This is a genomic window from Streptococcus sp. 23.2 (assembly GCF_016648665.1).
Classification (GTDB): Bacteria; Bacillota; Bacilli; order Lactobacillales; family Streptococcaceae; genus Streptococcus; species Streptococcus salivarius_E.
The window spans coordinates 1-20960 of sequence record NZ_JACLQJ010000016.1 but is presented as its reverse complement, the minus strand read 5'-3'; the positions used below and the strand labels follow the sequence as shown (position 1 = coordinate 20960).

At 40.2% G+C, this 20960-nt stretch carries 17 protein-coding genes and 3 pseudogenes; 11 read left to right on the top strand and 9 right to left on the bottom strand.

Features of this window, described 5'->3' with window-relative positions:
• Positions 1-60 precede the first annotated feature (60 nt).
• Positions 61-687, bottom strand: coding sequence for an IS6 family transposase (locus H7T98_RS08510; RefSeq protein WP_049554290.1), 627 nt, complete (start codon positions 685-687; stop codon positions 61-63).
• A 39-nt stretch (positions 688-726) separates the two neighbouring features.
• Here H7T98_RS08510 and pnuC point away from each other — a divergent pair.
• A pseudogene (pnuC, locus tag H7T98_RS08505) lies at positions 727-1050 on the top strand (nicotinamide riboside transporter PnuC); the annotation flags it as partial.
• Between the two features lie 578 nt (positions 1051-1628).
• Here pnuC and H7T98_RS08495 read toward each other — a convergent pair.
• Both H7T98_RS08495 and H7T98_RS08490 read right to left on the bottom strand, forming a co-directional pair.
• A complete protein-coding gene (locus tag H7T98_RS08495) occupies positions 1629-2099 on the bottom strand; it encodes an HXXEE domain-containing protein (protein WP_073689359.1) in 471 nt (156 codons plus the stop codon).
• Between the two features lie 14 nt (positions 2100-2113).
• Positions 2114-2653 carry a TetR/AcrR family transcriptional regulator gene (locus H7T98_RS08490; protein WP_155197869.1) on the bottom strand — a complete coding sequence of 180 codons (540 nt, stop codon included), beginning with the start codon at positions 2651-2653 and terminating at the stop codon, positions 2114-2116.
• A 133-nt stretch (positions 2654-2786) separates the two neighbouring features.
• Here H7T98_RS08490 and H7T98_RS08485 point away from each other — a divergent pair, with 133 nt between their 5' ends.
• From H7T98_RS08485 to H7T98_RS08470, 4 genes are all read left to right on the top strand, one after another.
• Positions 2787-3683 carry a cation diffusion facilitator family transporter gene (locus tag H7T98_RS08485; RefSeq protein WP_073689357.1) on the top strand — a complete coding sequence of 299 codons (897 nt, stop codon included), beginning with the start codon at positions 2787-2789 and terminating at the stop codon, positions 3681-3683.
• Between the two features lie 111 nt (positions 3684-3794).
• Positions 3795-4889, top strand: coding sequence for a ferrochelatase (gene hemH / locus H7T98_RS08480; protein ID WP_073689356.1), 1095 nt, complete (start codon positions 3795-3797; stop codon positions 4887-4889).
• Positions 4890-4984: 95 nt separating this feature from the next.
• Entirely contained in the window at positions 4985-6022 is a 1038-nt protein-coding gene (locus H7T98_RS08475; protein WP_201061666.1) for an alcohol dehydrogenase catalytic domain-containing protein, read from the top strand.
• A gap of 87 nt (positions 6023-6109) precedes the next feature.
• On the top strand, positions 6110-7390 hold the full coding sequence (locus H7T98_RS08470; protein ID WP_183137201.1) for a DUF308 domain-containing protein: 1281 nt from the start codon (positions 6110-6112) through the stop codon (positions 7388-7390).
• A 594-nt stretch (positions 7391-7984) separates the two neighbouring features.
• Here the strand turns inward: H7T98_RS08470 and H7T98_RS08465 are convergent.
• The 3 genes and pseudogenes from H7T98_RS08465 to H7T98_RS08455 all read right to left on the bottom strand — a co-directional run.
• Complete coding sequence (locus H7T98_RS08465; protein WP_048790278.1) at positions 7985-8620, bottom strand: HAD-IA family hydrolase; 636 nt, start codon at positions 8618-8620, stop codon at positions 7985-7987.
• 72 nt (positions 8621-8692) lie between these two features.
• Positions 8693-8884: a hypothetical protein gene (locus H7T98_RS08460; RefSeq protein WP_048790279.1), complete on the bottom strand. Its 192-nt coding sequence runs from the start codon at positions 8882-8884 to the stop codon at positions 8693-8695.
• Between the two features lies 1 nt (position 8885).
• A pseudogene (locus tag H7T98_RS08455) lies at positions 8886-9815 on the bottom strand (DEAD/DEAH box helicase); the annotation flags it as partial.
• A gap of 218 nt (positions 9816-10033) precedes the next feature.
• Between H7T98_RS08455 and H7T98_RS08450 the strand changes: the two are divergent.
• On the top strand, positions 10034-11002 hold the full coding sequence (locus H7T98_RS08450) for an ABC transporter substrate-binding protein (protein WP_201061664.1): 969 nt from the start codon (positions 10034-10036) through the stop codon (positions 11000-11002).
• 45 nt (positions 11003-11047) lie between these two features.
• On the opposite strand, the gene H7T98_RS08445 is transcribed toward H7T98_RS08450, so the two are convergent.
• The 3 genes from H7T98_RS08445 to H7T98_RS08435 all read right to left on the bottom strand — a co-directional run bounded on the left by H7T98_RS08445 (position 11048) and on the right by H7T98_RS08435 (position 15816).
• The gene (locus H7T98_RS08445) at positions 11048-12388 is read right to left on the bottom strand and encodes an MATE family efflux transporter (RefSeq protein WP_048790281.1); all 1341 of its coding nucleotides are present in this window, start codon (positions 12386-12388) and stop codon (positions 11048-11050) included.
• 50 nt (positions 12389-12438) lie between these two features.
• Complete coding sequence (locus H7T98_RS08440) at positions 12439-13983, bottom strand: membrane protein (RefSeq protein WP_048790282.1); 1545 nt, start codon at positions 13981-13983, stop codon at positions 12439-12441.
• A gap of 174 nt (positions 13984-14157) precedes the next feature.
• Complete coding sequence (locus tag H7T98_RS08435) at positions 14158-15816, bottom strand: NFACT family protein (RefSeq protein ID WP_048790283.1); 1659 nt, start codon at positions 15814-15816, stop codon at positions 14158-14160.
• A 518-nt stretch (positions 15817-16334) separates the two neighbouring features.
• Between H7T98_RS08435 and H7T98_RS08430 the strand changes: the two genes are divergently transcribed.
• The 5 genes and pseudogenes from H7T98_RS08430 to H7T98_RS08410 form a co-directional block, all read left to right on the top strand.
• Positions 16335-17135 (top strand): TraX family protein, encoded by an 801-nt coding sequence (locus H7T98_RS08430; protein ID WP_048790284.1) that lies wholly within the window; start codon positions 16335-16337, stop codon positions 17133-17135.
• 132 nt (positions 17136-17267) lie between these two features.
• Positions 17268-17816, top strand: a complete 549-nt coding sequence (locus H7T98_RS08425; protein ID WP_048790285.1) for a DJ-1 family glyoxalase III — start codon at positions 17268-17270, stop codon at positions 17814-17816.
• Between the two features lie 340 nt (positions 17817-18156).
• Complete coding sequence (locus tag H7T98_RS08420; protein ID WP_238799541.1) at positions 18157-18930, top strand: dihydroorotate dehydrogenase electron transfer subunit; 774 nt, start codon at positions 18157-18159, stop codon at positions 18928-18930.
• A gap of 9 nt (positions 18931-18939) precedes the next feature.
• Complete coding sequence (locus H7T98_RS08415; protein ID WP_173014508.1) at positions 18940-19896, top strand: dihydroorotate dehydrogenase; 957 nt, start codon at positions 18940-18942, stop codon at positions 19894-19896.
• Between the two features lie 340 nt (positions 19897-20236).
• Positions 20237-20960 (top strand): annotated as a pseudogene (locus tag H7T98_RS08410) (hypothetical protein); the annotation flags it as partial.

Genomic DNA, 20960 nt, shown 5'->3' with positions numbered 1-20960 from the left:
TGATCATCGGGTGCTTCCTCAGATCACTCGGTTTGATTTTACTTTGTTTCATGGTCATAATCATATACCATTTCTTCGGTTCTTTTTATATATTCCTCGAATGGTCTCCATCCCCTTAATCGTGGATGAGGCAGTCCGGAGACTTCGATAAAATTTATTCCGTCGCTTAATTGGCCTATGATCTTGTTCTATTAAATTGTTCAGATACTTCACAGTTCGATTTTCTGTTTTGGTGTATAATCCGTTTCTCTGTAACTTTCTAAATGCAGATCCTATAGGGGGTGCTTTATCTGTTACGATGACTCTAGGTTGTCCAAATTGTTTATGGAGTCGCTTTAAGAAAGCATACGCCGCCTGAGTATCTCGTTTCTTTTGTAACCAGATATCCAATGTTAAACCGTCCGCATCAATCGCTCGATAGAGATAATGCCAACGCCCCTTAATTTTGATATAGGTTTCATCCATTTTCCACGAATAGAAGGACTGTTTATTTTTCTTTTTCCAGAGATGATAGAGGATTATACTGTATTCTTGAACCCACCGATAAATCGTAGTGTGACAAACATTTATTCCACGGTCATAAAGCAATTCCTGAACTTCACGATAGCTCAGATTGTAACGTAGGTAATAACCAACAGCGACAATGATGACGTCTTGTTGGAATTGTTTGCCTTTAAAATGATTCATCTCTCAAGCCTTACTAACCTTTTTTCTGCTCTTTGAGAAGCTGAAGGTCGTGCCAGTAACTATCTCTTTGGTTTGATCAATTCCGTCATTTATCTTGTGCTTGCCCTTCAAAAAGGCTTCTACGGTGAGGTTTTGACAACTCTCTATTTCACCATCATGCAGCCGATTGGTCTCTTGGTTTGGATTTATCAAGCCCAATTCAAAAAAGAACAGCAGGAATTTGTTGCTCGTAAATTGGATACGGTTGGATGGACCAAGTACCTATCAATTAGTATACTTTGGTGGTTAACCTTTGGTTTCATTTACCTTATCAACAGTCTCGTTGGTTGGTACCAATGGAGTAAGGCAGCTAAGAAAGCTTAGTACTTATGTTTATCAATTAATAAGAGGATCCAGTAGGGTCCTCTTTTTGAGTTTATTTCTCTTATGTAGAAGCTAGTGACGATGCTTATCACATTTAGAATAAAGATAGTAATGTACGTTTACCTAAATCCTTAAAAAGACCTAGATTGGTACTCTAGGCCTTTTTGTATTGTATTATAGAAATGAGAATTACATGTTATTGGAATAGATAGAGCCAAACATATAGCAAAAAAGTAATAATCAAGTCAATCACAAAACGAATTTGGTGGTGTGATTTGTTGAAATTTTTGTTATTTTGACCATTCAGGAGGGCGCCCCCGCAAATTGTCGAGCTAGCAAATAGCCATATATAAAATGCTAAGGTACGATTAACCATAACATGGAGAAGGGCTAAGATACCAAGAATGGCACCAATTATGATAAATCCAGTTCCTAAACTTTTTTGCCTTTTAGAATAGCTGATACAGCTGCAGCAAGATGAATCAGGACAAAATCAAGGGCTAAGAAGACTGTGATGATGCTAAAGATGAGATAAAGCGACATAGATGTTTCCTTTCTAAGATATGATTGTCTGAGTGCTATTTTTTATGACTGATTTTATTAAGAATCATAAATGATACTAGAAGATTTAAAACGATAACCAGTAAAGTCAAAAAAGAGTAACCATAGAGTTTGACTGAAATTTCAATTTTTAGAAATGCGATGGAGAACAAGCTCGTAAAAATGCCCGTTAACAAGCCAGGAACATATTTTCGAAGGACAATTGTCTGAATCAGATGTCCGAAAATATGGTAGATATAAGCAATTACAATGGTTGCGTAAATAGTATAGTTGCTAAACTGGTAGCTAAGAAAAAGTGATAGAAGCAGGATCAGAAACTGCTCCAAGACAATGGCATTGAAAGTAAAAGGAGTGTAATAAGAAAGGAATCGAATATCTGGAAACTGTGCTGATAGTTTTTTGACAAAGGAGGGCATCCATATGATTTCCTCAAGTTCGTGAAGCATGAATAAGGCTGGAAAGAGAAAATAAAATTGAGTGAGGGTCATAAAAAAACTTCTTTCTAGTTTGAACCAACTTTCAGTATCTCCAAATAAAACTGGACAACTTCCTGCTCGCTATAGGACTTGCCTTTTTTCAACCACCAGCTGAGGGTTTCAATGAAATGGCTGACGACCAGATGCTTGAGATAGGAGTGAGGAATGTTGGGGTGTGATTGAATCAGTTCGTCGGCTACCATTGGATAGACGTCATGTTCCAGTTCTTTTCGCAGCTGCCGGATAAAATAATCGTTTTTTGAAAGCAAGAGACTGGTTACATGGTCTTGATTTTTCTTGAAATGCTGAAATATATGGGCCAAGTAGTCTTGTGGAGAGAGGTATTGAGCGCGCTCAAACAAATGGTGAAAGAGCTTTTGGCAGAGCTCATCCAGTAGTAACTCTTTGCTCTCATAATGGCTGTAAAAGGTCGAACGCCCTACATCAGCCAGGTCAATAATCTCCTGAACGGTGATGGCCTCATAATCGTTTTGGTTAAGTAAGTGCAAGAAAGCTTGATAGATAGCTTTTCTAGTCTTGGTAATGCGACGATCTTGTGCAGTCATATGGACACTATGAACAAACTGTTCAGTAACGTACACAGCGAACGGTTTGCCCCTATCCTTTCTGTTGATAGTATTGGATAATAGATAATGAACATGATGTTCATGAATCTATTATAACAAAGGAAGTAATATAATGAAGACAAAATATGCGGTTTGGTTGGCTTTTTTATTAAATCTAAGCTTTGCCATTGTTGAATTTATTGCGGGTGGAATTTTTGGTTCTAGTGCAGTTCTCGCTGATTCGGTCCATGACTTTGGAGATGCAATCGCCATTGGCATCTCAGCTTTTCTAGAGAGCATTTCCAATCGGAAAGAAGACAGCCATTACACCTTGGGCTACAAGCGTTTTAGCCTTTTAGGTGCCATGGTGACCGCTGTGATTCTGATGACAGGGTCTGGCATGGTGATTTTAGAAAATGTAAGCAAGCTTTTCCACCCACAACCCGTCAATGAAGAAGGTCTTCTCTGGCTTGGAATCATTGCCATCAGTGTCAATGTGCTGGCGAGTCTGGTCATTCGCAAGGGGCAAACCAAGAATGAATCCATTCTCAGCCTGCACTTTTTGGAAGACACCTTGGGTTGGTTGGCCGTCATCTTGATGGCCATTGTTCTCCGATTTACTGACTGGTATATCCTGGATCCGCTCCTGTCCCTTGCCATTTCCTTCTTTATTCTATCAAAAGCCATTCCACGTTTTTGGAGCACGCTCAAGATTTTCCTGGATGCTGTACCAGAAGGGGTGAACATCCAGAAGATAAAGACGGATTTGGCTGAATTGGACAATGTCGCTAGTATCAATCAGCTCAATCTCTGGACCATGGACGGCTTAGAGAAGAATGCTATTGTCCATGTTTGTCTGGAGCATGTCAAGCATATGGAGGTCTGTAAAGAGTCTATCCGCACCTTGCTTAAAGACTGTGGCTTTCAAAATGTCACCATCGAAGTGGATGAAGACCTAGCAACTCACCGCGCCCACAAGCGAAATATCGAAGAGCTGGAAGCAGAAAGTGAGCAGCAAAACCATCATTAAGGTTTGTTTTTAAACTCTTAAAGTCTACCTTTAAGAGTTATTTTGATACTAAGTTCCCTAAAGTAAGCCTTTTCATGCTAAAATAGAATAAACGTGAAACAAGGAGTATTTATGAGTAAGAGAGCTGTGTTGATGATGACCTTTGGGTCACCAGAAGAGATTACCTATGAAGGAGTAGCGGAATTTTTCACGAATATCCGACGTGGTGTTCGTCCTGAACCACATGAAATTCAGACTTTATATGACAATTACGTACGAATTGGCGGAACTCCACTTCAAAGGATAACTAGAGAAGAAGTGGATCTGGTTGCTTCTGCTCTTGGAGAACACGCATCAGTATACTTTGCTAATAAATTTTCCCGCCCTTTTATCACTGATGTAATCAAAGAGATGGAGAATGACGGAATTGAAGAATGTTTGTGCTTGATTTTAGAGCCTCATTATTCTTACTATTCTGTCATGGGATATGAGAAATTTTTAGAAAGTGAGCAGATTAGGTTTCAAATTATCAAGGACTGGTACCGTGAACACGACCTACTCTACTATTGGGCTGATGAGATTCGAAATATTTTAGATCAAATTAGAGATGACAGCTATAAGGTGATTTTTTCAGCTCATAGTGTCCCAGTTTTGGCCCTTGATTTTGGTGATCCTTATATAGATCAGATTTATGACAATACTCGCTTGATTGTGGAAATTTTAGGCCTTGAAGAAGACCAGTATAACAATACATGGCAGAGTGAAAGTGATATTGGTATCCCTTGGATTAAACCTGATGTCTTAGAATACCTTCATGATGAGAAGGAGCACCCTGACCACTATATTTTTGTCCCGATAGCTTTTATTAGTGAGCATATTGAGGTTCTTTTTGATAATGATGTGGAGTGTAAGGAGCTTTGTCATGAGCTTGGTGTGACCTATCACCGTCCTCCTATGCCAAATAGCGATACTCGTTTGATTAAAGCCCTTCTTTCAACCATTCAGTCTCATATAGACGGTGACTATCGTTACTATCATCCTCAACTAGAGACTTTTGATGAGTTGGAAGCTCCTTCAAACATAGGACAGATTTTAGAAGAGGAAGAAGATATTCAGATGCCTGATTTCGTCAAAAAATTGATTGCTAAAAAAGGTCGAGAGAATGTCAAGATGCCATATCTAGTTAAGAAAATGCTTGAAAAGAAGTATGGGAAAAAATATGATTAAGTAACTAAATATGACCGTAATAGGGAGTGTTTGATGTGAGCGATTTCTTGTTAAAAAGTATATACTATCAGTAGCGAAAGAATAGAGGTTATTAAATGAGATCAGCAGTTTATACCAAAGCTGGGCAGGTTGGTCTAGCAGAAATTAATCGCCCGCAAATCGTGGCAGCAGATGATGCCATTATCAAGATAGTACGTACTTGCGTTTGTGGATCGGACCTTTGGAGTTACCGTAATCCGGAAATGGAAGAAGGACATAGAAATAGCGGTCATGAGGCTATCGGAATTGTCGAAGAAGTTGGTGAGGAAGTTACTACAGTAAAACCAGGTGACTTTGTCATTGCCCCTTTCACACATGGTTGTGGACAGTGTGATGCCTGTCGTTCTGGTTTTGACGGCTCTTGTGACAACCACCCAGGTAATAACTGGTCTGGGGGCGTGCAGGCTGAGTATATCCGTTTCCACTTTGCCAACTGGGCCCTAGTCAAAATTCCTGGGCAACCTTCAGATTATAGTGAAGGCATGCTCAAGTCCCTTTTGACACTGGCTGATGTCATGCCGACGGGTTACCATGCGGCGCGTGTGGCTAATGTGCAAAAAGGTGACAAGGTGGTCGTTATCGGAGATGGGGCTGTTGGTCAATGTGCTGTCATCGCGGCTAAGATGCGTGGTGCTTCACAAATTGTCCTTATGAGTCGTCACGAAGATCGTCAAAAAATGGCTTTGGAGTCAGGAGCGACAGCAGTTGTTGCTGAACGTGGCGAAAAAGGTATTGCCAAAGTCCGTGAAATCCTCGGGGGAGGAGCAGATGCAGCTCTCGAATGTGTCGGTACAGAAGCGGCAGTAGATCAAGCTCTTGGAGTCCTTCATAATGGTGGCCGTATGGGATTTGTTGGTGTTCCACACTATGAAAATCGTGCCATTGGATCAACCTTTGGACAAAATACAATGATTGGTGGCGGACCAGCCTCTGTCACAACCTATGATAAACAAGTTTTGTTAAAAGCTGTTCTTGATGGTGACATCAATCCAGGCCGAGTCTTTACGACAAGTTATAAATTGGAAGATATTAATCAAGCCTATAAAGATATGGATGAACGCAAGTCTATTAAATCTATGATTGTGATTGACTAATGAGAAAAATTCTAGTAGATGATTTCTGCTGTTATACTTGATAAAATAGTATTTGTCTAAGGCCTTTGATCTATGAAGGAGGGTGCCATGGTGAAAAAATTATCTGTTGAAGAAGTTGCAAGAAGGCGGACCTTATTGTTTGGGTTTCTTGCTGTCATTTTTGGAATTCTCATTTTTCGAAACGGTGTTGGCTTCACCAAGTTTTCCTTGGATCTATTAGCTGTTTATTTTTTAGTCGATGGACTAGGAAGCTTTCTTCTGCGCTTTATGTTGCGTCGCAAGTCTATTTCCTATAGCCACTCTATTTGGTTTATTTTTCTTTCACTTGCGTTGATCTGGTTGAATCGACTGAGTAGTCTGCCCGTAAACTTAGTTGTGATTTGTTTAGGGGCATATCAGTTGGGGAGTGCCATTGTCTATGGGATCACATTTTGGCTTTATAAGGCCAATCGGGTAAAAGGAGGCTGGTTCTATTTATGGGATGCGCTTTTAAACGGTGGGATTGGTCTAGCAACTGTCTTGGAACCTGGTTCAGATGGGCACTTCCAATTTATCCTCTTGGGGGCTTATCTGGTCTTGTTGGGGATTTCTAATATTCGAGATGGTATTTTATTTGACAAAGACCAACAAGGCCAAGAGTTAAAACGTCGCTTTCGTATTAGCCTACCGGTTATCTTTGCAGCCTTTATCCCTGCTAAGGAGTTAAAACGGTTTAACCAGTTTCTTCAAAAAGGGAGCTCGGCGGGACACACAGGCCCTTATCGATTGGTGAAAAAAGAAGAAGAGGCAAGGGAATTAGAAATTTTGGTTCATACTTCTGACAGCAACTTATTTGGAGCGATTGGGCATGTAGATATTTGTTATCAGGGGAAGGTCATTTCTTACGGAAGTTACGATCCCTTTTCAGAGCGTCTATTTGGGACGATTGGGGATGGCGTACTGTTTAAAGTGGATAAGGAACCATACATCGAACTATGTAAAAAAGAGAGTCAAAAGACGCTGTTTGGCTACAGCCTATCCCTTACCGAAGAAGAGAATCAGGCAGTAGAGAAGCGTCTAGCTGAAATTGATCAGTTGTTAGAACCTTGGGATCCACCTAGTAGGTTACTGGAAGACGGTCAGCCGACCTACGCTTACAAATTGAAATATGATTTAGGGGCTGAGCTATATAAATTTACTTCTTCGCGTTTTAAATCTTACTTTGTTCTGTCTACGAATTGCTGCCTGTTAGCAGATTCCATTGTGGGACAGGCGGGAACGGCTGTATTAGATGTGCGTGGAGTGATTGCACCAGGGACCTATCAGGATTACTTAGAATACGAATTTGAAGCTCCAAACGGGCGGGTCCATACACGAACAGTATATTAAGAAAAGAAAGACAGATTCTAAATTTTGAGAAATCTGCCTTTTCTGCACAAGATTTCTTGTAAAAAAAAAGAAAATCTTTTAAAATCTCTCAATACCTTGATACAATTGTGATTGAGTATGGTGCATAATGACTGTTACTCTATACATTAAAAAACAATAGCCACCTTTCGAACACAAAATCAGACTTGTTGAGTTCAAATTTTCCAAAATATTCTCATTGTACTGTAGAATGTTTTACACAAAAATCGTACATCACCATAAAATTACGCTTTCATTTTACCACCTTTGTCTTATCCTTTATATGTAATGAGGTAGTCATACATTGTATGTTGGTGATTTTTTATCTCTTGAATATACAATATAAGTGCAATAAAAAACTCATAGCGTTTCATTGGTGTAAACTGTAAGTAACCACACAAACAGAATCCGAGGAAAAACTATGAGCTACTTCTATCTTAACATAACCGACCGATTAGGGATTTAGTTTGATAAGCGATGGTGAGGGAATTAAAAAACTCAACAGGAGATTGTCCCTGTTGACCAGCGACAAAAAGAGCATGCTTGTATGGTCATGCTCTTTTCATGTATTAGTTATTATTTCAAAATATCCCAGAGTTCTTGGACAGTATCAGCTACAAAATCAGGATTTTCTGCCAAGAGGGTTTCGTTTGTCCCAAATCCCCAGGTAACAGCCAAGGTCTTGACACCAACCGTTTTTCCGCCAATCATGTCATACTTGGTGTCGCCAACAATGACAGACTGGTCCTTATTCGCATTATTTTCAGCAATAGCACGCTGCAAGACGTCAGCCTTGTGGAAAGCAGCAGGTGTGGCCCCATAGATGCCGTCAAAAAACTCAGTGATGCCAAGGTACTCGCACATTTCCAGAGCGGTAGGCTCATTTTTGGAAGTCGTGATATAGATTTTCTTATTTGGATCTTGACTCAGCTTTTCGAGGACATCTTTTATACCGTCGTAGAGGCGAGCTTCAAACTGTCCTTTAGTGCCGTAGTAATCACGATATAGTTGAACAGCTTGTTCAGCACCTTCCTCGCTAATTTCTTCTTTAAAGGTAACTTCGAGAGGAGGGCCCATGAAGCTTTGAATTTTTTGGTCGCTAGGAACAGGTAGGCCCAGTCTTTCAAAGGTTTGGACAAAACCATTGTGGATGCCCTCGGAACTATCTACAAGAGTACCATCAAGGTCGAAGAAAATGTGTGTAAATGTCATATGATTCTCCAATACAATGTTGTTTGTTTATTATATCATGATAGAATGTCATAGTAAGTTTTGAGCTAATCGTCATTCCAAGCTGGACATGACTTTTTTACGTGTAATCGTACGTTCTTGCTTATTTCCAAGTGCCTTGATACGAGCTTCAAGAAGAATAGGACGTCCTTGTGCACTTCGAATATAAATCAGATCATACTTACCAACGCTCTTTTGAATACGTTCAAGAAAGGCGGTTGCATCATCCTTTCGTCTTTCAAACATACTTGGCACCAAGTAGCTCTTGAAAATATTGAGGGAGAGGCAGACCCTTAAAACGTAAGAAAATCAGTAGAGCAGAAAGGTATTTGGGATTGGTTAATAAGTCGTCGTCAGTAATCTGACTTGTCAGTGCCAAGCTAGATTGAATGGTCCTAGAGGAGTTTTCATCCGCCGAGAGTCTATTTAAACAGTCGTGTTTCTGCTTTTCAAACTGATCTAGGTGTTTCTGTTCTTCCCTAGTTGGAAAGGCAAAATAAACGTAGTCTTGATGAGGGCAGAGTGTTCCTTCCTTAACCAGTTCAGGGACTGTGATTTCTTCGTCAATAACACCGCACATGCTGATGTAACGCTCCCAAAGGGCTGGCTCCCCTTCGTAGGGAGGTGTCGCAGTCAAGGAGACCACTTTGAGATTTGGAAATGACTTACGAAAGATCTCTAAACTCTTCCACCACTCATTACGTAAGTGGTGACACTCATCTAAACAGAGTGTTCCTAAAGCCAACTCCTTAAAGGTCTTTATAAGGTCAAAGCCTTGAAAATCATAATGTTCTTGGTCAGCAGTATCGTCCGTATCTTCAGATAGGGCATCTCCCTCAAGTTGATTCATAGCACTATGCAGTGCTTGGTAGGTTGCAACGGTAATGATCTTGGGTTGCTTCAAGTCCTGAGATATTAGTTGGTTAGATTGACTAACATCATTTAAAAATGCCTGTTTAATACTATCAACCCATTGCTGCCTGATGGTGACGGTCGGAACAAGAATTAAGCTAGGATTTCAAAAACGTCTTATAAATTCAATTCCCAAAGTCGTCTTCCCTGATCCAGGTGCAGCTACTAAGTGGATTTTGCCATCAGACATGTAAGTATCACTCTTGGCAAGAATGCGCTTTTGATACTGTCGCCATTGTCCCTTAAATGAAAGCTCATGTAACATAATTTCCCTCCAGTGTTACTTATTATTATAACATAGATTCAGGACCTAACTTGCCCTTGTTAATACTAGTAAATCCCTAAATTGTTTACTGTTAACTTCTGTAGTGGAGCTAAATCAAAAATAGCCTTCTAAATCAAGATATTAGCCATTGACATTAAAGAAATTTTAAGATAACGTTAAAGGTAACTGATAGTCCTGATTACATTTAAGGAGTTTAAATGAAAAAAACAAATCTTCTCTATTTAGTAGCTATTCTAGCTATTATTTCAGGTCTTTTTTTATACTACTTGCCGAGTATGAACCTTGTCCAAAGTGCTCATGATAGTAAGAGCAGTCATACTTTTAAGGCTAAGACTATTGTTCATGATTTTGGAACAACTGAGTTGAAAAAAGCGCCAAAGCGTATTGTTATCCTTGACAACCTATACGGTGAAATCCTAGAACCACTTGACCTCACACCTGTAGGTGCCACAACAGAGCAGGAAGGGAGTCAAGAGTTTTCCACTCTCTTTAAGAAACACTACAAGGATGCAGATGTGGTCTCTGTCGGCTGGCAAAAGACTCCTGACCTGGAAAAAATCAAAGAGCTCAAGCCAGATCTTATCCTTATGACAGTAGAGCAAGAAGACCTTTACGAGGATTTGTCTGAGATTGCCCCAACCGTTGGTTATCGCATAAACACAGATGAAAATTGGGATTACCATGAAACCTCGCTCAAGGTTGCCGAAATATTTGACAAGCGTGATGAAATGAAAGATGCTCTTGATAGAATGGACGCCAAGGAAGCTGTTTTTGCCGAAAATGTTAAGGCTAAGTTTGGTGACCAAAAACTCATGTATCTGCGCGTGACGGACAATGACATTCGTTATTATGCTTATGGACATTTTGGTTATCTCTATGACACTTACAAGTTCAATCGTGCTCAAACCTTTAATCCAGAGGATATGTACCAAGTTATTGATATCGATAAGCTTAAAGATCTTAATCCGGACCTCTTGATTGTTCAAGCAGATTCTCAAGAACTCCTAGATAACAAACTTAAAAATAGCCCTGTCTGGACTAGCCTTAAGGCTGTTCAAAATAACAAGGTCATCTATGCTGATTACTCAACCTACATGCTGGGCTTTGGGATTGTCTACCAAGAAGCTATTATGAAACAGATTTCTGATGAATGGGGATTAAACTAAACTAAAAACGACCATGACGGTCGTTTTTCTATGTTCAAAAAAAGTTTAACTGACAAACAAGCGTTTAACATGCTTTCTCAAGGCAAAATAGAGCTGAATAGTCATGGGAATCCAAATCAAGGGCTCGCATAGGATAACGCCAAGGTAACCCATAGAAGGAATGACCAAAAGAACAAAGAGAATTTTTCCAAAAAGCTCAATGAAACTAGAGGTTAAAGGTGTCAGTTTCTTACCTAGACCCTGCAGGCTATTTCTAAAGATGAAGAGCATTCCTAAAATAGGATAAAAGAGAGAACTGATACGGAGGTAACGACTGGCATTATCAATAATCACAGCATTATCTGAACCAGAGATAAGACCAGCCAAGAAGGGGCTTGCTACATAGAGGAGGGCACAAGCAATGACAGACCAAGTTATAGAAACAAGACAAGATTGCTTTAACCCAGCTACTATGCGTTTAAACTGTTTGGCCCCGAAGTTCTGAGAGGTGAAGGTCGTCACCCCAGCAGCAAGTGAAGTCAAAGGGAGAACAGCAAAGGACATAATCCGTCTTGCCGCCACTTGAGCACTAATGATGAGAGGACCAAAGCCGTTAATGGCATACTGTAAGGTCACGGTACCGATAGAAACAATGGAATTCATGAGTCCCATGGCCATTCCTTGTCCAAAAAGGTCCAAATAAAGACTTGAATCAAGAACAAAGTCTGACTTGCTTGGTAGAAGGAAGGTCACTTTTTTCTTAATATAGTAAAGACAGAGAATTGCCGAAAGTCCTTGAGAAATAATCGTTGCCAAGCCTGCTGATTGAACACCAAGATGGAGTTGTGTAATAAAGAAAAGGTCTAAAATGATATTGACCAGAGCTGAAAAAATCAGAAAATAGAGGGCTGTCAGACTATCACCAACTGCTCTGAGGAGACCAGCACACAGATTATAACCCAAAGTAACCCCAACACAGGAGACAACCATAGAAATATACTGGTAAGATTGCCCGATGATAGAAGCAGGAGTTCCTAAAAATCGTAGCAAAGGATAGAGCCCGAAATGTCCTAGAATCATAACCAAGGCGCTTAAGCCCAGGCCTATGACAACTGTGGCCGCCACAGACTGACGAAGTTTCCTATAGTCTTGAGCACCGTAGTAACGTGCGATAACAACGCCCATACCATTTCCAACACCTAATGCAAATCCGATAACCAAGTCAAAAATAGCAGAAGAAGCTCCTACAGCAGCCAAGGCATCTGGCCCTAGAAAGCGTCCCACAATCATGACATCGGCTGTATTGTAGAGTTGCTGGAAAATATTGGATATCAGAATTGGTAGAGCAAAGATTAAAAGAGACCGCAAAATAGGGCCTCGTAAAAGATCAACCGATGAATTTTTCATAGAACTATTATAACAAGATTGTAATTGTGAAACAATGACAAAAAGCCATCCTAGGATGACTTTCGCCTATTTTTTAGATAGCGACTAAGTATTTGTGTCATATGGTTGTAGCCCGCCGCAATCATTGGAATCTGTAAGTAAATATAAGGTAAAGTGTACTGGCTCTTAGTCTCTGATATGAGGTGGAAGAGGATACCTCCAAAGAGATAGAGGAAGGCATAGAGGCCTAGGATTGCTCCGTCTCCCATTCGTTTATAAGTGAAAGCGTAGTAGAACACACCACCAAGATATAGGACTAGGAGATAGCCTTGCATATAGGTTACAAAAAAGAGATGCAGGGTCCCATCGTGATAGATAGAAGTCGCAAACCTATTCCACAAGGGCTGAAACTTGTCTTTACTTGGGCCATTCCAGATGGACTGGAAGCTTCCCTCTGTCCAAGAACTGATAAACTTTGTACTGAAGAACCAACTGGCTTCATCAGGATGTGCTAGGAGATATTGAACACGCTTATCAAAAAGGTGATTGGCACTTTTTTCAATCTTTTCGATATTGCCCTTTTTCTTGGCGTATATGTCACGGACATAGCCGGTATACCATCCTGGCATGCGTTTAGAATCGGGTTTGTCCTGTAAGCCCATGGCCAGCCAAGCAATCTGAGGTGTTCCAGGAATTTTTTGATGGGTGGTAATCTCATAGTAACTGGTCGTCGCCTTATGCAAGCTCATAGGAAATGCAAAGAAAGCCAAAACCAAAAGCAAATAGCGGTAACGTTTCTCTCTCAGAGTCAATAGTATCAAAATACCAGATAGAGCAATAATGAGAATGATGTTGTTGCTCCTTACCCAGTAGGCTAAAGATAGCATGGCCACCGAAATAATCGCATTCCTAGCCTTACCACGTCTTAAGTAACGTAGAAAGAAGAGAATGGCAAAACTAGAAAAGAACAACCCATACATAAGTCCATAGGCAAACATAATGTTAAATACTAGAGGCAAGAAACCAAAGCTCATGATGACAGCCAAACGACTAACTAAAGGCCTCGTAAACAGTTCATCCGTGATTTTCCATGTAGAATAGTTCATACCAATGACCATGCCAAGATTCAATACATAGAAAACAGAGATAACTGGTAAAGGAATCAGATAGAGAACCAAGCGTTCAAAACTGAGCAACCCCAACTGATGCGGATAGCGGTAGAAGTAGGCTCCTGGTTTTATTAAGGAGAAGTCGCCAGCATTGAACTGGACCGCCCCTTTAAAGACAGTACCTGCATCGTCTCGACCAGCAAAACTGGTCAGAAAAATCAAAAGTAGGCCAAAACTCACAAAGCAAACGGAAAAAAAGATGAAAATCTGCTTTGTTGTCAGTTCCTTTAAGATTTTAGGCCAGAGAAGGGTCAAAAGCAGAATGGCCCCACCTGAAACATAAACATACCAAGGAACGCTACTAATCTCTGCCCATTCAAAGTATCCCGTCATCATGGTCGTGCGAATGAACAAAGCAGTCACAAATAATAGCCCAAAGACTAAAAGGCCAACATAGCGCCCTAACCATTCTAAAACAGAACTCGTATATGACATAAGAGCCTTCATGCTGAAAGTCTCCTTTAATATAGGTAATTACCCTTATAGTTTAGCACAGTCGTCGGAAAAATGTAATGAAAACAAGAAGAAAATCTCATTCATCAACGAAAGAAATTGCTCTAATGAAGACATAGAAAACCTCTCTCGTTTCTAAAACAAGAGAGGTTGATTTTGTAAAGCAGACTATTTCATCCGCATACTATCAATTTTTTCTTCAGTCGGTGTGACACGTAAGGTCTTCTGTCCCGTATAAGTTACAAATCCAGGCTTACCGGCTGTTGGTTTGTTGAGTTTCTTAACATCAATCATATCGACTTGAACCAAGTTTGACAGACGTGCCTTAGAGTAGTAGGCTGCCAATTCAGCCGCATCTGTTTTGACTTCATCAGTTGGGTTAAGATTGTCCTTGATAACCACGTGACTACCTGGGATATCCTTGGCGTGGAACCAGAGCTCCCCCTTTTTAGCCATCTTGAAGGTCAACTCCTCATTTTGCAGGTTGTTACGACCAACCATGATAATGGTCTTACCATCAGAAGCCAGATACTGTTCAGGTTTCTTACGTTTGTGGCGCTTGTCAGTTGAACGACGCTTCATAAAGCCAGCCTGAACAAGCTCCTCACGAATATCTTCGATTTCATCCATGTTGGCTTGAGAAAGACTAAACTCCACACTCTCCAAATAATCAATAGTCTGCTTGGTTTCCTCAATCAAACCAGTCAAGTGCTTAACAGCTTCCTTGAGTTTCTGGTATTTCTTGAAGTAACGCTGAGCATTTTGGTTAGGTGTTAGAGCTACATTTAGTGGAATGGTAATCTTTTCACCAGTGTAGTAGTTGTCTAGCTCGACACTGTCCTTGTCGTTTGGCACCATGCTGAGGTAGGTGGTCAAAAGTTCACCTTTTTGACGGAACTCCTCGGCATTTTCAGTCTCCGCAAGCTCTTTTTCCTGTTTGACAAGTTTCTTCTTGTTTTTTTCCAGCTCATTTTGCACTCGGTGGATCAAATCACTCGCTTGTTGAGCCACACGGTCACGCGCCGCCTTGTCCAAGTAGTAGTAGTCCAAAAGGGCTGACAAGGTTTCAAACTCCGGTTGGTCCTGACTATCAGAGAATCTTACAGCTGAAAATGCCTTAGCCGTTAAGTTTGGCTCTACTTCACGATTGAAGAAGGCACGGAAATTCTTGAGCTTATCAGTCTCAAGTAAGGTTGATAATTCATTGGCCGTGTCACGCCCCAAACCTTGGAAAAGTTTTTGAAGGTTTCTAGCTGATAAATCCTCCGTCTGCAAGATTTCAAAGAGCTTTTCGTCTGGAATATCGAAAGGATTCGTGGCATCCGTCTTTGGTGGGGCAATATAGGTTGACCCCGGTAGAATCGTACGATAGCTATTTTGTGAAAAACCAACATGCTTGATAGATTCGATGATTTTGCTCTCGTTTTTGTCAATCAGGATAATGTTGGAGTGTTTCCCCATGATTTCCATAACTAGAGTAACCTTGACGCTGTCACCGATTTCGTTTTTATTAGAGACGGAAATCTCAAGGACACGGTCGTTTTCCAGTTGCTGGATATCCTCGATAACCGCTCCCTGAAGGTATTTCCGCATAATCATGGTATAGGTATTTGGATTCTGCGGATTTGGCAAGTCAGCCTTGGTCGTCTGAATACGCCCAAAGACAGGATGAGCCGAAAGCAGAAGCTTGTAATTCTGACGATTGTTACGAATGGTCAGGACCAACTCACGCTCAAAGGGCTGATTAACCTTCTGGATACGCCCGTAAAGCACTTGCTCACGCAACTCAGTCGTCATATGATGAAGAAAAAAGCCGTCAAAAGACATGATGTACTTCCTTTCTTGTTATTGATAATAATTGTTTTATTTTAAAAATAAAATTTTCTGTGAGACTTTCCTTAGGTGTTGGCGGACGTCAGCGAACTTTTACAAAGTTCCATGACTAATTTTTGAGCCTACCTAACGTCTCAAAAATTCCGAGCGCCTGAAACCTTCTAGTTTCAGGCGCTTTTAACACAGCGGAAAGTCTCAGTTAATTGCTCGCTCTGCTCGCAAAAAAAGATATTTCAAAAACTTGCAGAGTTTATGGGCTTTGTTAGTTTTTTTAAATAATTTGCATACGTTATGAACGTAAATATTGCCTAACTATTATAGCACAAAGAGAGTAAAAATGCTTTGGATGGGTAGTCGAAATTGAGTTTGTTATTATTATGAACCATTCTTTATTACAAAAATTGTTCCGCTAAAATAGTTAAAAAGTTATGTCTTTTATTTCCCTGAATACCTTTGAATTTATATCTGACTTGTGGTATCATTTAATATGCTGAAAATTAAAGGAGCATTAAATGAACGATATAAAAAAGATATGCAATGCGACTAATTTAAAATACCTAGCTGTTGCACTTATGTTTTTGGACCAAATCTATCAGATGTTCGGGAGTATGGGGGCACCTATATGGTTGACGATGTTGGGACGTCTGTCTTTCCCAATTTTCCTCTTTCTTGCTGCTGATAGTTTTCACTACACTCATGATCGTATGGCTTTTCTCAGGCGTCTGCTTTACATGAGTTGGTTTATGATCATTGGCAACGCCATCATTGGTAGTATTTTTCATAATGGTAGTATCAGTTTAACCAACAATGCCTTTTCAACCTTCTTTATTACTGGGATTTTTATTTGTTCTTGGGATTTGTTGGCTAAGGGGCTTCGCGATAAATCAAACAAGGAGTTGATTCAAGGGATTGGTGTTTTTCTCTTGCCGATTCTTTCATCTATTCCAGTTGTGATTCTTGCAGGCATATTTGAAACGCCACATGCAAACCCAATCGTTGTGCAGATTGTTGCCTTTATCTTGTCACTTGTGCCAAGTATTATCATGGTTGAGGGTGGCTTTGTAATGGTTATTTTGGGGTTGCTATTCTATATTTTCCGTACCAATCGTATGGCTCAAATCATTGTTTTAGTTGTTATTTCAGTGATTGCCCATCTTTTTGACCCGACAGGCGTTCAGTGGATGATGATCTTTGCGGCAATTCCTATGTATTTCTATAATGGTGAACGTGGTAGTGGTAACAAGAATTTCTTCTATATTTTCTATCCAGCCCATATTTATCTCTTGTGGATCCTAGCAAGTTTGTTTAGATAAAATGACAAAGACAGTCCTTGTGCTGTCTTTTTTCATGTTCAAAGTCAATTTTTATGGTTTGTTTCCTGCTTCTAAAACTGCTATAATTTAAGGCGTAATAGAATCAAGTGATAAGTCAATTGGAGGTATATCATGACAAAAGTAGCAGTAGTATTTGCGGAAGGATTTGAAGAAATCGAAGCCTTGAGCCCAGTGGATGTCTTCCGCCGAGCAGGATTTGACTGTAGCATGATAGGACTTGAAAGTACGTCAGTGACTGGCTCACATGGAATTCAAGTCGCTATGGATGGTGTATTTGATGGTAATTTTGCGGATTATGACTTGGTGGTCCTTCCTGGAGGTATGCCTGGCTCAACTAATCTACGCGACAACCAAGCCTTGATTGCCTCTCTTCAAGAAGCTTCAAAAGCTGGAAAATACGTTGTTGCCATTTGTGCAGCACCAATTGTTCTCGAACGTGCTGGTCTTCTTGAAGGTCGCAAATTCACATGTTTCCCAGGTGTTGAAGAACAAATTGCATCTGGCGAGCATCAAACTGACTTGGTGGTTGTTGATGGCAATATTGTCACTAGCCGTGGTGCCGGAACAGCCCTAGCCTTTGCCTATGCCTTGGTTGATTTGTTGGGTGGCGATGGTCAACAGTTGGCTCATACTATGGTTTACGACAGATTGTTCCAATAATCTTATTTTAAGACGGTTATCCAATATTCTTAACACCTATTGTTAGGAATATTGATAATTTATGTTACCCTATGAGATGATTGAGAACGTATCAAACAGAGGGCCTAGTTATAGGCTGGAGAGACTTTAGCTTAGTTTTTAGAGCTTTGGTTTTTCTTTTCTCCTTTGACATCCGTCTTGAAAACGGTTATAATAATCACAAAATAACCTTTAAATGAGTCCAGAGAGGCTTAAAAGGTCGGACAGAGTGAAACAGCAGGGCTCTCCTGTGATTTTTTGTGCGACCTTGCCATGTGGCGAGGTTTTTTTGATGACATTTTGCAGTTTAGAAAGGGTTGTCATGATTTTAGTTGAAGATTTAACCATTGTGAGTCAGCGTGAGATTGCACCTCGTATTTTCGAGATGGTGCTTAAGGGAGAGATGGTTGCAGATATGCAGGTTGGACAGTTCGTCCATCTCAAAGTGCCAGACCCAAGCAAACTCCTTCGTCGTCCGATTTCCATTTCAGAGATTGACTATGACAAGAAAGAGGCAACCATTGTCTATCGAGTGGAACGCGAGGGAACAGCTATTCTGTCTAAGATGGTAGCTGGGCAAACCATCGATACCATGGGCCCTCAGGGAAATGGTTTTGATATTTCAGTTATTGAGGCTGGGCAGAAAGCCCTCCTAGTTGGTGGAGGTATTGGTGTGCCACCTTTGGTTGAGACAGCTAAACAGTTGAAGGCTAAGGGAGTGGAAGTTGTATCAGTCATTGGTTTTGCCAATAAGGATGCTGTCATTTTGGAGGATAAACTCAGAGCTTGTGGTGAAGTCTACGTGACGACTGATGACGGTTCATACGGTATCAAGGGTTACGTTTCGACAGTTATTGATGGTTTCGACTGGACACCAGATGCCGTGTATAGTTGCGGAGCCCCAGGCATGCTTAAATATGTCGATAGCAAGTTTGAAAATCACCCTCACGCCTATGTTTCTATGGAAGCCCGCATGGCTTGTGGTATGGGCGCTTGCTATGCCTGTGTGGTTCACGTTAAAGGAGAGTCGGACGCCAAAAATCTTCGTGTTTGTGAAGAAGGGCCAGTTTTCCCTACTGGAAAAGTCATCGTCTAGGAGGTTACTATGTCAGAGATGAATTCAAAAAATCGTTTAGCTATTAGCCTTCCAGGGCTCGACTTGAAAAATCCTATTATTCCAGCCTCAGGTTGCTTTGGTTTTGGTCAAGAGTATGCCAAGTATTATGATTTGGATAAACTAGGGTCAATCATGATTAAGGCTACTACCGCCAACCCTCGTTTTGGTAATCCAACACCCCGTGTGGCGGAAACACCATCAGGCATGCTCAATGCCATTGGCTTGCAAAACCCTGGTGTTGATGCTGTCTTGTCTGAAAAACTCCCTTGGTTGCAGGAGCATTATCCTGAGCTTCCAATCATTGCCAATGTAGCTGGATTTTCAAACGAAGAATATGCAGAAGTGTCTCATAAGATTTCCAAAGCCAGCAACGTCAAGGCGATCGAGCTCAACATCTCGTGTCCAAACGTGGACCATGGCAATAACGGCCTACTCATCGGACAAGTCCCAGAGCTTGCCTATGCGGCAGTAAAAGCCAGCGTCTCTCACTCTGATGTGCCCGTCTATGTCAAACTGACACCGAGCGTGGCTGATATCACAAGTGTCGCCAAAGCAGTCGAAGATGCCGGTGCGACTGGTTTCACCATGATTAACACCTTGGTCGGAACACGCTATGACTTGGCTACTCGCAAACCTATCATTGCCAACGGTCAAGGTGGTATGTCTGGGCCAGCCGTCTTTCCAGTAGCCCTTAAACTTATCCGCCAAGTTGCTCTAGCTTCAGACCTTCCAATCATCGGTATGGGGGGAGTCGACAGTGCCGAAGCAGCTATCGAAATGTTCATCGCTGGTGCCTCAGCCATCGGTGTCGGAACAGCCAACTTCGCAGATCCCTATGCCTGCCCTAAAATCATCGATCGCCTCCCTGAAGTCATGGACAAGTACGGTATCACAACACTTGAAGACTTGCGTAAGGAAGTTCGAACAGACTTGTTGGGGAAATAGAATAATTGATTTAAAAGTAAAAAGATGGAAACTAAAACTTCCATCTTTTTTATTGGTGACTTTATGTTCAATTCTTTCTCTAGCGTTGTGAATAAAATATATCATTATAAAGGCGTTTAAATAATCGAAGTTCAGTTAATGCCAGATTATATCTATATATTAGTTAGTATTCTACCTCGAATGGGTGAACTATTTTTTCTAGAAATACTAAGTATTCTTGGAGTATAATATCATTATTGATAGATAAAAGATTTTTTGTATTGTAATTTCTTGAAGCTATGTATTTGATTTTTTAAATTTAGAAACTCAGAAAAACGTTTAAAAAAATAAAAGGAGCATTATGAAATTTAAAGATTATACTTGGGACAAAGAGTTTGATATAAAAGGTTATTTTTCAGAATGTCCAGATAATTTCAATAGTAAGAATAATTTGAGCGGTATTTTACATTATTCTTCAAGAGAAATTGTATTAGAATTATTTGGCGAATTTGAAGAGGACCTAGGTATTTCTTTTAATCTTGGCAAGCATTTGGAAAAAATATATGGATTCACTAGTGATGGCAATATTTTAATTTTAAACACTTATGGAGAACCGATGGTATATTTATCATATCCTGGTTTTTCAATAACTAAATATAGAGTTAAAGACTTTAAAATCTACAGTGTATTTTATAATGAAGTAGAAAACTTTGACTATAATTCAGAAGCCTTTAAGAAATTAATAAATGAATTAGATTCTGAAAAAGTAAAAGAATTTAAATTTAGTTTCGAACACATTGAGGAATGGATTGCCAAATCACTGGTGACCATTAAGCGTGATAAGAATCAAACTATTTTTAAGAGTGCAGTACATAAATATCAATCAACAAAAGCGTTAATAAAATCAGTAGGAATGAACTTTGAGGATTCAGCAATACTACATTCTTCGTTTACAAACATATCATTTACAAGTGATTATTTTATTAAACTTACTTCAGCTGATTCAAAAAAAAGACTTTTTAATGATTTTTATCATGCTTCATGCAAGATTAAGGACCTTATTGAAATTTTATCAAATATACATT